Origin of the sequence: Pseudomonas sp. CFBP 8758 (assembly GCF_014841725.1) — a bacterium.
GTDB classification, from domain to species: Bacteria; Pseudomonadota; Gammaproteobacteria; order Pseudomonadales; family Pseudomonadaceae; genus Aquipseudomonas; species Aquipseudomonas baltica.
Genome location: NZ_JACYUK010000002.1, coordinates 58,923 through 72,511, shown reverse-complemented (window position 1 = coordinate 72,511; position 13,589 = coordinate 58,923). Strand labels below are relative to the sequence as shown.

The window sequence follows — 13,589 nt, the reverse complement described above, 5'->3', positions numbered from 1 at the left end:
CAAAATATTGCCACTAAAAAGGCTTGTTTTCTATTTCTATGCGAATAATCTTGTAATTCCAACAACAAAACAGATTACGTGACCTGCTTGCCCGGACCTGATCCAAGGGGAATCACCCAATCTGATCACAGGAATCACTCATGACCATTCGCATAGCAATCAACGGTTTTGGCCGCATCGGCCGCAATGTCCTGCGGGCACTCTATACCCAAGGCTACCGCCAGGACCTGCAGGTCGTCGCCATCAACGACCTGGGTGACAGCGCGATCAACGCCCACCTGCTCAAGTACGACACGGTGCATGGCACCTTCGACGGCACGGTCGAGCACGACAAGGAAGGCCTCACGGTGAATGGCGACCGCATCTCGGTCAGTGCCATCCGCAACCCGGCGGAACTGCCGTGGAAGGCCGAGAACATCGACGTGGTGTTCGAGTGCACCGGCCTGTTCACCGACCGTGAAAAGGCTGCCGCGCACCTGACGGCCGGCGCGCGCAAGGTGATCATCTCGGCACCGGCCAAGGGCGCCGATGCCACCGTGGTGTATGGCGTCAACCACGACGTGCTGCGTCAGTCCCACGAAGTGATCTCCAACGCTTCTTGCACCACCAACTGCCTGGCCCCGGTGGCCCAGGTGCTGCACCGCGAGCTGGGCATCGAGCAGGGCCTGATGACCACCATCCACGCCTACACCAACGACCAGAACCTGATCGACGTGTACCACAGCGACCCCTACCGCGCCCGCTCGGCGACCCAATCGATGATCCCCAGCAAGACCGGCGCTGCCGAAGCCGTTGGCCTGGTGCTGCCGGAGCTGGCCGGCAAGTTGACCGGCATGGCGGTGCGCGTGCCGGTGATCAACGTCTCGCTGGTCGACCTGACCTTGAACCTTTCGCGCGAAGCCAGCCGCGACGAGATCAATGCGCTGATGCATGCCGCGGCCGAGCAGTCCAAGGTGCTGGGCTACAACACCCTGCCGCTGGTTTCCACCGACTTCAACCACAATCCGCTGTCGTCGATCTTCGATGCCAACCACACCAAGGTCAACGGCAAGCTGGTCAAGGTCATGGCTTGGTACGACAACGAGTGGGGCTTCTCGAACCGCATGCTGGACAACTGCCTGGCGCTGATCAACGCCAAGTAAGGCCCCATAGCGGCTGGATACGGTGGATGCCGTTTCCAGCCGCGATACCTCTTGCAAAGATCGCGACTTGACCAGGCGCACAGATGAGAAGCATTATCATCTTCTGCTTTCCGTCCGGGCAATTCCGTGAGTCAATCACGCTTCAATTCCGTTTTCCTCTCCCAACGCTTGAGTCTGCTGCGCACCCTTCAGCGCATGGTACGCAACCCCAGCACCGCCGAAGACCTGCTTCAGGAAACCTACCTGAGGGTGAATCGTGCCCTGGGTGAGCGACGCATCGAGCACCTCGAACCCTTCGTCTTTCAGACAGCACGCAATCTGGCCCTGGATTATCTGCGCTCACGGCGGGTGCACGAGCGAACCATGGTCGAAGATGTGCCCCTCGACGTACTACAAAGCATTGCAGCAGTGGCCAGTAGTCCGGACGAGGTCGCCCATGCGGAGCGCCTTCTGGCCAGGCTGACCGTGAGCCTGGCTCGACTGACGCCGCGCCAGCAGCGGATTTTCATCCTGAGCCGAGTGCATGGCAGCAGCTATGTGGAAATTGCCCATGAGCTGCACGTCTCGGCAAGCACCGTGCAAAAGGAATTGAAATTGATCATGGCGATCTGCATCGGCGTCGCCCAGCGCCTGGAGGAGCATCCGTGAATCGGCAGCATCTACCTGAGCGGGCGCCGCCGAGGCCGGCCATGGAGCAAGCCATCGATTGGTTGATCGCCCAGCCTTGCACCGACCCCACCGAGCAAAGCGCATTCGAGGACTGGCTGCTGGCCGACCCCGAACATGCCGCGGCATTTGAGCAGGCCCGCGCGGTGTGGCACGGCGCGCCGGTTCACCGGGCCGCCGTCGCCCTGCAAACGCGGCGCCAACCGCCTGCCTGGCGTCGGCATTGGAAACCACTGGCTAGCGCCGCAATACTGGTGGTAGGCGTATTGAATTTCACCCACCTGCCGCTGCGCGTACAGGCCGCTCATCTGACCCAGGTCGGCGAACGGCAACACCTGCAGCTGGAAGACGGTTCCAAGGTACTGCTCAACACCGATTCGGCCTTCTCCAGCCGCATCGACACCCGGCAACGCAGCGCACGCCTGTACGAAGGCGAAGCTTTTTTCGAGGTGCCTCCCAGCCGCCGACAACCCCTGAAGGTGCAAGCAGGCCCGGTGCGTGCCGATGTGCTCGACAGTGCCTTCGCCGTGAGCTACCACGATGGCCAGGCGCAAGTGCGGGTGCAGCGCGGCAACGTCGACCTCAGCGCCAGCCACGACGAGACGGTGCGCCTGAACGCCGGCGACAGCATACGCATCGGCCCCAGGGGATTCGGCACGCGCGAGCGGCTCGATCCACAGAAGGATCTGGCCTGGGTCCAGGGCCGTTTGATCTTCGAGAATTGCCCAATGGGCGAGGTACTTGCCGAACTTCGGCGCTATTACCCGGGGTGGATCATCAACACCGACAAGAAGCTCGAGCAGGTGGCAGTGACCGGCAATTACCGCCTGGACAACCCGCTCGAAGTGGTTCGCTCGTTGGCTCAGGTGACGTCGGCACAGGTGCGGGAGTTTCCGGCGCTGGTCATCCTGAACTGACGGATACGTCATTGCCATGAACCGAGACACCGCATAATTATTTTTACGCTGTAGCGCTTCCCCATCCGTCTAGTCATAGCCAATGCAACTGATTCGCATTCGGATCGGTAACACTATAACGACACGCGACAGGGAGCGCTTTCGATGTCCAAAGGTTTCACTCGTCCTCAGTTTCACCACTCGGTGCTCACCGCTGCCCTGCTGCTGGCCGCCGTGCCGGCCGTGGGCAGCGCTGCGGAGCTGACACCGAACAGCGCCCGCATCAGCGTCAATCACGCCTTCAGCATCGCTCGGCAGCCTCTGGCGTCGGCCTTGAACGGCTTCAGCACCACGACGGGCTGGCAAGTCGGACTGCCCGCCGAGCTTGCCCAGGACGTCATTTCACCCGGTGCGCGCGGTAACCTGACGCCGGAACAGGCACTGGATCGGCTGCTCGCAGGGACACCCTTGCGCTACCGGAAAATCAGCGCCAACAATGTCGTGCTCGAGCGCAGCTCGCCGGGCGCCGTGATCGCCCTGCAACAGATGACCGTCAGCGCCACACGCCAGGAACAAAGCGCCGACAGCGTCCCGAGTACCGTCAGCGTCCAGGGCCGCACGCAGCTGGACCGTGACAACGTCAACACCCTTCAGGACCTGGTGCGTTACGAACCGGGCGTCTCCGCAGGCGGCACCGGTTTGCGCAGCGGCCTTACCGGCTACAACATTCGTGGTATCGACGGCGACCGTGTGCTCACCCAGGTCGATGGCGTCGAGGTGCCGTACAGCTTCTTCAACGGCCCCTATGCGCAAACCGAGCGCAATTACGTCGACCCGGAAATCGTCAAGCGGGTGGAAATCCTGCGCGGGCCGGCGTCGTCGCTCTACGGCAGCAGTGCCATCGGTGGGGTGGTCAGCTACTACACCCTGGACCCGGAAGACATCATCAAACCCGGCAAGGATGTCGGCGCACGCCTGAAGACCGGTTACAGTTCGGCAGACGAAAGCTGGCTGAACTCGGCTACCGTGGCCGGCCGTTCGGGTGACTTCGATGCCCTCCTGCACCTGAGCCAGCGCAATGGCCACGAGACCGAATCCTACGGCGACCATACCAGCACGGGGCTGAGCCGCACCGCAGCCGACCCCAAGGACGTGCGCTCGACCAATGTCCTGGCCAAGCTGGGCTGGAACTACGCCGACGATGCTCGATTCGGGCTCACCTACGAGAAATACAAGGACGACCGAGACGTTGACCTGAAAAGCGCCTATGGCGGCCCGTATGCAAATGGCAGGCCGCTGAATTTCTATCAATCGCGCGGTGGCAATGACACCATCACCCGCGAGCGGTTCGGCTTGAATCACGACTTCGAGCTGGACAGCGTCGTGGCCGATCACATCAAGTGGAGCTTGAACTACCAGATCGCCAAGACCGACCAGCACACCGAAGAGCACTATGTCGTCCCGCGCGCACGCGATGTGCTGCGAGCGCGTGACACTTTGTACAAAGAGCGCCAGTGGGTGTTCGACCTGCAACTCGACAAGGCCTTCGAGTTGGGACAAACCGATCACCTGCTGACCTACGGCACGAACATCCGCCAGCAGAAGGTTACCGGCTCACGCAGCGGCTACGGGACCTGCTTGACCGTGATGGGCAGTTGCCGAGCCATCGGCGCCGACAGCGCGGCCGATCGTCTGGTCAAATCCAGCGACTTCCCCGACCCGACCATCAACACCTACAGCCTGTTCGCTCAGGACGAGATTCGCTGGAACCAGTGGACCTTGCGACCCAGCGCCCGCTATGACTACACCCAGCTCAAGCCCCGCCTGACCGATGAGTTCCTGCGCACGGTCAACCCCACTGGCCAGTACACCGTGACCGACAGCGACCGGAACTGGCACCGGTTGTCACCCACGCTGGGCGTGACCTACGACTTCGATGACCACTACACCTGGTATGGGCAGTACGCCGAAGGCTTCCGCACACCTTCGGCCAAGGCGCTTTATGGCCGTTTCGAAAACCTTGGCGCAGGCTATACGGTCCAGCCCAATCCGGATCTGGAACCGGAAAAAAGCAGAAGTTATGAAACCGGCCTACGCGGCAAGTTCGAGGCAGGCACCTTCGATATCGCGGTGTTCTACAACCAGTACCGCGACTTCATCAACGAGGATGCGGTCAGCCCCGGGGCGACGTCCGCCGTGTTCCAAAGCAACAATATCAAGCATGCCACCATCAAGGGCGTCGAGCTCAAGGGCCGCTTGAACCTGGACAGCTTCGGTGCACCGCAAGGTCTCTACAGCCAGGGCTCCATCGCGTACGCCCATGGCAAGAACGAAGACAACGACCAACCGATCAACAGCGTCAATCCGCTCAAGGGCGTATTCGGACTGGGCTACGAGCAGCAGCAGTATGGCGGCCTGCTCAGTTGGACACTGGTCAAGCGTCAGAACCGAGTGGATAGCAGCGCGTTCAAGTCGCCGGACGGCAGCGGTGTGTTCAAAACGCCTGGCTTCGGCATCCTCGACCTGGCCGGTTACTACAAGGTCACCGACGACGTCACGGTCAACGCCGGCCTGTACAACCTCACCGACAAGAAATACTGGCTATGGGATGACGTGCGCAGTTATGACGGCGTGGGCGAAGCGGCGGTGACATCACCCGCCAACCTCGACCGCCTCACTGCTCCCGGTCGTAATTTCGCGATCAATCTGGTTTGGGACATCTGATAATGGCACTGTAGGGGCAGATAACCGCTGCCCCTGTGGTGGGATTTTTTTACGGTCCGCTGTGAGTTGATTCGTCTCGTCTAAACAGCACCGCATTTTTCAAGGAACTCGCAATGACCGTCACCGAGCACATTCAGGACCACGCCCCACTGCGCTCCGCTCGCTTGCGCGCGATCAGCCAGGCGTTGCACGACAGCCTGGAAAACACCGTGGCCCGCTACGCGCCATTCGATACGCCGCAAAGCTATGCGCGCTTTCTGCAGATGCAGTACCTGTTCCAATCCGAGTTGCAACACCTGTACAACGACCCGGCCCTGATCGCCTTGTTTCCCGATCTGCCCGAGCGCTGCCGCGCAGAGGCGGCCAAGGCCGATCTGATCGATCTGGGCGTGGCCATTCCGCAACCTGTTCCGGGCGCCCTCAGCGAGCCCAGTCAGGCCACGGCGCTCACCTGGATTCGCGTCTCCGAAGGGTCTAAACTCGGCGCCGCCATCCTGATCAAACGGGCTAACGCCTTGGGTTACACCGCCAGTTTCGGTGCTCGCCATTTGGCCGAACCCGAGGGCGGGCGCGGCAAGGGCTGGAAAGCCTTCAACGCGATCTTCGACGCCCTGCCGTTCAGCGCGGCTGAAGAAGCGCAAGCTGATCAGGCGGCCAACGATGCTTTTGCGCGCTTGCAGGTGCTGCTGCAACACACCTACGCCGACCACAAGGAAACGGCGCCGGCCTGACCCCCACTGTATGGAACTCATGGACAACCCTCGCCCGCTCCCCTCAAAGCTGGCCCGCGTGCTTTACGGCCTGCTGGCCTATACCAGCCTGATCATCGGGTTGATCGCCATCGTGGTGCCGGGGTTGCCCACCACCGAGTTCATCCTGCTGGCCGCGTGGGCGGCGACCAAAAGCTCACCGCGGCTGAGCGCCTGGCTGGAGAACCACAAGCTGTTCGGCCCGATGCTGCGGAACTGGCGCAATGGCAAGGTGATAACCCGTCGAACCAAGGTCAGCGCAACCGTCAGCATGGTCCTCTGTTCAGTGCTCATGTGGTTCACCCTCAAGCAGCACTGGCCGGTGTACGCGGCGATCTCCGGCATGGTGCTGGTCAACCTGTGGATCTGGTCGCGGCCCGAACGCATCAACCCCCAGCACTGAGCACGCCCGCGTAGGTGCTACAGCTTTGCGCGATGGCAAGGCATACTGCGTCCCTCCGCTGTCCGGAATGCTCGAGACCCCATGCGTATCCACGTCAGCTTCATCGACCGTGTCGGCATCACCCAGGAAGTGCTGGCCCTGTTGGGGGCGCGCAACCTCAACCTCGACGCAGTCGAGATGGTCCCACCCAACGTCTATATCGACGCACCGACCCTCAGCCCGCTGGTGCTGGAAGAACTGCACGATGCGCTGTTCCGGGTGCGGGGTGTGGAGGACGTGCGCGTGGTCGATATTCTTCCAGGACAACGCCGGCACCTGCAGCTTGAAGCCTTGCTGGCCGCCATGGGCGATCCAGTGCTGGCACTGGACAGTGCCGGCAATGTGCTGTTGGCCAACCCGGCTTTGGTCGAGCTGTACGGCCGCGAGCCCGCCGGACAGTCGGTGGCGGACCTGTTCGCCGATCCTGCCTTGCTCGGCGCCTTGCTCGAACAAGGGTTCCGTCTGCCACTGCGCGAGGTCAACCTGAATGGCCAGACGCTGTTGCTCGATGCCACACCCATCACCGACGCCGGTGCCCTGCTGACGCTATACCCGCCCAACCGCATGGGTGAGCGACTGGCCGCCCTGCACCACGACCACGCCGAAGGGTTCGATTCGCTGCTGGGCGACTCCGCACCGATCCGTGCGCTCAAGGCCCGGGCGCAACGTGTTGCGGCGCTGGATGCGCCGCTGTTGATCCAAGGCGAGACGGGCACGGGCAAGGAGCTGGTGGCGCGGGCCTGCCATGCCGTCAGCGCGCGCCACGGCGCGCCGTTCCTAGCGCTCAACTGCGCCGCCCTGCCGGAAAACCTCGCCGAGAGCGAGCTGTTCGGCTATGCCCCCGGTGCATTCACCGGCGCCCAGCGCGGCGGCAAGCCAGGGCTGATGGAACTGGCTCACCAAGGCACGGTGTTTCTCGACGAAATCGGCGAGATGTCGCCGTACCTGCAGGCCAAGCTGCTGCGGTTCCTCAACGATGGCAGCTTTCGCCGGGTAGGCGGCGACCGTGAGGTCAAGGTCAACGTGCGCATCCTCAGCGCCACCCACCGCAACCTGGAGCAGATGGTGGCCGAAGGCGCCTTCCGCGAAGATCTGTTCTACCGCCTGAACGTGCTCAACCTGAACGTGCCACCCCTGCGCGAGCGCGGCGAAGATATCCTGCTGTTGGCTCGTTATTTCATGCAGCAGGCCTGCACGCAGATTCAGCGACCGATGTGCCGACTGACGACGAGCACCTACCCTGCCCTGCTGGGCAACCGCTGGCCGGGCAACGTTCGGCAGTTGCAGAACGTGATCTTTCGCGCAGCCGCCGTCTGCGAAAGCAACACAGTCGACATCGGCGATCTGGACATCGCCGGCACCAGCGTGAGTCGACGCAACGACGGCGACGTCGTCAGCCTGGAGCAGGCCGTTGGCGCTTACGAAAAAGCACTTCTGGAAAAGCTGTACCCCAGTTATCCATCCAGCAGGCAGCTGGCCAGCCGTCTACTGACATCCCACACGGCCATCGCCAACCGGTTGCGCAAGTATGGAATCGGTGGCGCGAACTGATACCACAGCCGAACCGAACTGTATCGATTTAAATACAGCGTACGTAATTCGATACGACGTCTGTAGCAGCGGCGCAAGCCGCGTCCGGGCTCGTCTGGGTCCATGCAATAGACCGCGTCTACCGCCGACGCGGCTCGCGCCGCTGCTACAAGGGAGGCGGAGTATTTGCTGGTCTACGTGTTGCGTAGCGTTTTCGTTACAGCCGTTGCGATCCTTGATGGGGGTAATTTGCCTGGAGCCCTTGCAGCCTGTGACTTTGGGAAATCTGGCAACCATCTTGCTAAGTAACCCTCATTGCTGAACCCCAAATCACTGCGGAGTTTCCATGAGCGAGTTGCGTTTCACCGTCGAACACGAATGGCTGCGCCTCGAAGCCGACGGTAGCGTCACGGTCGGTATCACCCCATTTGCCCAGAATGCTTTGGGCGACGTGGTTTTCGTGCAGTTGCCCGAACTGGCCCGCCATGCGCGCGATGCCGAGGTTTCGGTGCTGGAATCGGTGAAGGCCGCCAGCAGCATCAACATGCCGCTGGATGGCGAGATCGTCGAAGTCAACGCGGCACTCGATGCGGCTCCGGAACTGGTCAACCAGGACCCACTGGCCCAGGGCTGGTTCTTCCGGTTCATTCCCGACGACCTCGAACAGGTTCGCGCCTTGCTCGACCAGACCGCCTACGACAACCTGATCGCCGCCCAAGGCTGAGGACCCACCATGACTCGCGCCATTGCATTGCACACCGACAACGAATTCATCGCCCGCCACATCGGCCCGGGCCCGGCCGACGAGCAGGCCATGCTCGACTTCCTGGGTTTCGACAGCCTCGATGCCCTGAGCGCCAGCGTCATCCCCGAAAGCATCAAGGGCACCAGCGTGCTCGGTCTCTCTGCCGGGCAGAGCGAAGCCGATGCCCTGGCCGCGATCAAGGCCATCGCCCAGCAGAACCAACTGTTCAAGAACTACATCGGCCAGGGCTACTACAACACCCACACGCCGGCGCCGATCCTGCGCAACCTGTTGGAGAACCCCGCCTGGTACACGGCCTACACGCCGTATCAGCCGGAGATTTCCCAAGGCCGTCTGGAGGCGCTGCTCAACTTCCAGACCCTGATCAGCGACCTGACCGGACTGCCCATCGCCAATGCCTCGTTGCTCGATGAAGCGACCGCCGCCGCCGAGGCCATGACCTTCTGCAAACGGCTGAGCAAGAACAAGAACAGCCAGCGCTTCTTCGCCTCCAGCCATTGCCATCCACAGACCTTGGCCGTGCTGATCACCCGCGCCGAGCCGCTGGGTATCGAAGTGGTCATCGGCGACGAGCATGAGCTCGCCGACACCGACGGTTTCTTCGGCGCTCTGCTGCAGTATCCCGCCAGCAACGGCGACATTTTCGACTACCGTGAACTGGTAGAGCGCTTTCATGCCGGCAATGCCCTGGTAGCCGTGGCGGCTGACCTGCTCGCCCTGACGCTGCTCAGCCCTCCGGGCGAATTCGGTGCCGACGTCGCCATCGGCAGCGCCCAGCGTTTCGGCGTGCCACTGGGGTTCGGTGGCCCACACGCGGCGTACTTTTCCACCCGTGACAGCTTCAAGCGCGACATGCCTGGACGTTTGGTCGGCGTGTCGGTGGATCGCCATGGCAAGAGCGCGCTGCGCCTGGCCATGCAGACCCGTGAACAGCACATCCGTCGCGAGAAGGCCACCAGCAACATCTGCACGGCGCAGGTGCTGCTGGCCAACATCGCCAGCATGTACGCGGTCTACCATGGCCCGGCCGGCCTGATCCAGATCGCACGACGCACCCACCAGCTCACCGCCATCCTGGCGCGTGGCCTGACCCAATTGGGCGTGCGCGTGGAGCAGCAACATTTCTTCGACACCCTGACCCTGGCCACCGGCAGCGCGACCGAGCGCCTGCACGAGCAGGCCCGGGCTGCAGGCATCAACCTGCGCGAAGTCGACGCGCAGCGCGTGGGCATCTCGCTGGACGAAACCACCCGCCAGGCCGACGTGGAAGCCTTGTGGCAGCTGTTCCACAACGCAAGCACGCAGGTAGTATTCCAGACCCTGGCCGATGAGGTCGGCGATCAACTGCCCGAGCCGCTGCTGCGCCAGTCGGCGATCCTGCAGCATCCGGTGTTCAATCGCTATCACTCGGAAACCGAGCTGATGCGCTACCTGCGCCGCCTGGCCGACAAGGACCTGGCCCTGGATCGCACCATGATCCCACTGGGCTCCTGCACCATGAAGCTCAATGCCGCCAGCGAAATGATCCCGGTGACCTGGGCCGAGTTCGGCCAGTTGCACCCTTTCGCACCGGCCGCGCAGAGCCGGGGCTATCAGTTACTGACCGACGAGCTGGAGAGCATGCTGTGCGCTGCCACCGGCTACGATTCCGTGTCACTGCAACCCAACGCCGGCTCCCAGGGTGAATACGCCGGCCTGCTGGCCATTCGTGCCTACCATCAGAGCCGTGGCGAAGCGCACCGCGACATCTGCCTGATTCCATCCTCGGCGCACGGCACCAATCCGGCGACCGCGCACATGGCCGGGATGCGCGTCGTGGTCACTGCCTGCGATGCACGCGGCAACGTCGACATCGAAGACCTGCGCGCCAAGGCCATCGAGCACGGTGACAAGCTCGCCGCACTGATGATCACCTACCCGTCCACCCATGGCGTGTTCGAGGAAGGCATCCGCGAGATCTGCGCGATCATTCATGACCACGGTGGCCAGGTGTACATCGATGGCGCCAACATGAACGCCATGGTCGGCCTGTGCGCACCGGGCAAGTTCGGCGGCGACGTGTCCCACCTGAACCTGCACAAGACCTTCTGCATTCCCCATGGCGGTGGCGGCCCAGGTGTCGGCCCGATTGGCGTGAAAGCGCACCTGGCGCCGTTTCTGCCCGGCCATGCCGCGCTGGAGCGCAAACAGGGCGCGGTCTGCGCGGCCCCGTTCGGCAGCGCCAGCATCCTGCCGATCACCTGGATGTACATTCGCATGATGGGCGGCGACGGTCTCAAGCGTGCGTCCCAAGTGGCCATCCTCAACGCCAACTACATTGCCCGGCGCCTGGAACAGCACTACCCGATCCTCTATGCCGGCAGCAACGGCCTGGTGGCTCACGAGTGCATCCTCGACGTACGCCCACTCAAGGACAGCAGCGGCATCAGCGTCGACGACGTCGCCAAGCGCCTGATCGACTTCGGCTTCCATGCTCCGACCATGTCGTTCCCGGTGGCAGGTACCTTGATGATCGAACCGACCGAAAGCGAGTCGCTGGAAGAACTCGATCGGTTCTGCAACGCCATGATCCAGATCCGCGAAGAGATTCGTGCGGTCGAGGAAGGCCGTCTGGATCGCGAAGACAATCCGTTGAAGAATGCGCCGCACACCGCCGCCGAACTGGTCGGTGAGTGGACCCACGCCTACAGCCGCGAACAGGCGGTCTACCCGCTGCCGACGCTGCAGGAAAACAAGTACTGGCCGCCTGTGGGTCGGGTCGACAACGTTTTTGGGGATCGCAACCTGGTGTGCGCCTGCCCTTCCATCGAAGCCTATCAGCAAGCGTGACAACTGCGGCGCGCAGCGTTGATCGCTGCGCGCCCTGCCTCGCAAGGAACGAACAATGTCCGATGCCACTTTGCAAAAAACACCCCTGCACGCGCTGCACCTGGAACTGGGCGCGCGCATGGTGCCGTTCGCTGGTTACGACATGCCGGTGCAGTATCCGCTGGGCGTGATGAAGGAGCACCGCCACACCCGCGCCCAGGCCGGGTTGTTCGACGTGTCGCACATGGGCCAGATTCGCCTGACCGGCGCCGATGCCGCCAAGGCACTGGAGACGCTGGTGCCGGTGGACATCATCGACCTGCCCGTGGGCATGCAGCGCTATGCCATGTTCACCAATGAACAAGGCGGCATTCTCGACGATCTGATGGTGGCGAACCTGGGCAACGACACGTTGATGCTGGTCGTCAACGCCGCCTGCAAGGATCAGGATCTGGCCCATCTGCACCACCACCTGAGCGGCCGCTGCACGATCGAAGCGCTGTTCGATTCCCGCGCACTGCTGGCCCTCCAGGGGCCGGCGGCCGTTGCAGTGCTTGCACGCCTGGCGCCGGAAGTCGCAGACATGACCTTCATGCAGTTCGCCAACGTGAAGCTGCTGGGCGTTGAGTGCTACGTGAGTCGCTCGGGCTACACCGGCGAAGACGGCTTCGAGATTTCCGTGCCCAGCGGCGAGGCAGAAGCGCTTGCGCGTGCCCTGCTGGCCGAGCCTGAAGTGGAACCGATCGGCCTGGGTGCACGCGATTCGCTGCGCCTGGAAGCGGGCCTGTGCCTGTATGGCCATGACATGGACAGCGAGACATCGCCGATTGCGGCCAGTTTGCTGTGGGCCATCTCCAAGGCGCGCCGTGCCGAGGGTGCGCGCGCCGGTGGCTTCCCAGGTGCTGACATCATCTTTGCCCAGCAACGCGAAGGCGTTGCACGCAAGCGCGTCGGCCTGCTGCCGCAGGATCGCACTCCAGTGCGCGAAGGTGCGTCGATCATCAACGCTCAAGGAGTGGAAGTCGGCCGCGTGTGCAGCGGCGGGTTCGGCCCGACACTGGACGCGCCGGTTGCCATGGGCTACGTCGACGCCAGCGCCGCTGCCGTGGATAACGAACTGCAGGCCATCGTGCGTGGCAAGCCTGTGCCCTTGAAAGTTGCCAAGATGCCCTTCGTTGCTCAACGCTATTATCGTGGGTGAATGAAAGACCGGATATCCCTGCGAGTGCGCAAACAGTCGCTGCTGGTAGATAAAAACTATGACGCGTCTATAAAGCGTCATGGTTCCACCGCACTTCGGCCCATGATTGCCACTGCTTGAATCCATTGGCGTCAAGGGAATAAGCGTCGTGCACGATCGTGGAGCAACGCGGCGGATACGGCCTGAAATGCGGCAAAAAAAGCTCGAAATGCGCAGGTTGCGAGGGCTTGTTTTTCTCGCTGAAGTTAGCGTAAAGTTTCTCCACTGTGTTTGCATGGGTCGCTTGGATCGTGACCTGGGCAGTAGCTCTGATCATTGCTACAACCCGTTCGACGTCTCTTACTTTCCTGCAAATCAGCCCAGTGATCTTTCATGTGAAAGACGCTGTTAATAATTCTAGGTTTCAAGGAAATTAAGCTATGTCGAATCGTCAAAGCGGTACCGTCAAGTGGTTCAACGACGAAAAAGGTTTTGGTTTCATCACCCCTGAGAGCGGCCCGGACCTGTTCGTACACTTCCGCGCCATTCAGGGCAACGGCTTCAAAAGCCTGAAGGAAGGCCAGAAGGTCACCTTCGTTGCCGTGCAGGGCCAGAAAGGCCTGCAGGCTGACGAGGTTCAAGCCGAGGCTTGATTCGAGCGTCGCCGAAAAGCCCCAGCGCTGATA

11 protein-coding genes are annotated in these 13,589 nt (G+C 62.2%); all 11 read left to right on the top strand.

Features of this window, described 5'->3' with window-relative positions; all coding sequences use genetic code 11:
- Window positions 1-140: 140 nt before the first annotated feature.
- The 11 genes from gap to IFT75_RS04060 all read left to right on the top strand — a co-directional run bounded on the left by gap (window position 141) and on the right by IFT75_RS04060 (window position 13,556).
- Window positions 141-1,142 carry a type I glyceraldehyde-3-phosphate dehydrogenase gene (gap, locus tag IFT75_RS04110; RefSeq protein ID WP_122713527.1) on the top strand — a complete coding sequence of 334 codons (1,002 nt, stop codon included), beginning with the start codon at window positions 141-143 and terminating at the stop codon, window positions 1,140-1,142.
- A 126-nt stretch (window positions 1,143-1,268) separates the two neighbouring features.
- Complete coding sequence (locus tag IFT75_RS04105; protein WP_192053512.1) at window positions 1,269-1,790, top strand: sigma-70 family RNA polymerase sigma factor; 522 nt, start codon at window positions 1,269-1,271, stop codon at window positions 1,788-1,790.
- 41 nt (window positions 1,791-1,831) lie between these two features.
- Window positions 1,832-2,725, top strand: coding sequence for a FecR family protein (locus tag IFT75_RS04100; protein ID WP_192053510.1), 894 nt, complete (start codon window positions 1,832-1,834; stop codon window positions 2,723-2,725).
- Between the two features lie 144 nt (window positions 2,726-2,869).
- Window positions 2,870-5,428: a TonB-dependent receptor gene (locus IFT75_RS04095; protein WP_192053508.1), complete on the top strand. Its 2,559-nt coding sequence runs from the start codon at window positions 2,870-2,872 to the stop codon at window positions 5,426-5,428.
- Window positions 5,429-5,541: 113 nt separating this feature from the next.
- On the top strand, window positions 5,542-6,159 hold the full coding sequence (locus IFT75_RS04090; protein WP_185794107.1) for a biliverdin-producing heme oxygenase: 618 nt from the start codon (window positions 5,542-5,544) through the stop codon (window positions 6,157-6,159).
- Window positions 6,160-6,178: 19 nt separating this feature from the next.
- Entirely contained in the window at window positions 6,179-6,580 is a 402-nt protein-coding gene (locus tag IFT75_RS04085) for a YbaN family protein (protein WP_192053506.1), read from the top strand.
- An 81-nt stretch (window positions 6,581-6,661) separates the two neighbouring features.
- On the top strand, window positions 6,662-8,170 hold the full coding sequence (locus IFT75_RS04080) for a sigma-54-dependent transcriptional regulator (protein WP_122479613.1): 1,509 nt from the start codon (window positions 6,662-6,664) through the stop codon (window positions 8,168-8,170).
- Window positions 8,171-8,495: 325 nt separating this feature from the next.
- Entirely contained in the window at window positions 8,496-8,873 is a 378-nt protein-coding gene (gene gcvH, locus IFT75_RS04075) for a glycine cleavage system protein GcvH (RefSeq protein WP_122479614.1), read from the top strand.
- 9 nt (window positions 8,874-8,882) lie between these two features.
- A complete protein-coding gene (gcvP, locus tag IFT75_RS04070; protein WP_192053504.1) occupies window positions 8,883-11,744 on the top strand; it encodes an aminomethyl-transferring glycine dehydrogenase in 2,862 nt (953 codons plus the stop codon).
- A 55-nt stretch (window positions 11,745-11,799) separates the two neighbouring features.
- Window positions 11,800-12,924 carry a glycine cleavage system aminomethyltransferase GcvT gene (gene gcvT, locus IFT75_RS04065; protein ID WP_192053502.1) on the top strand — a complete coding sequence of 375 codons (1,125 nt, stop codon included), beginning with the start codon at window positions 11,800-11,802 and terminating at the stop codon, window positions 12,922-12,924.
- A 419-nt stretch (window positions 12,925-13,343) separates the two neighbouring features.
- Complete coding sequence (locus IFT75_RS04060; RefSeq protein WP_122479618.1) at window positions 13,344-13,556, top strand: cold-shock protein; 213 nt, start codon at window positions 13,344-13,346, stop codon at window positions 13,554-13,556.
- Window positions 13,557-13,589 lie beyond the last annotated feature (33 nt).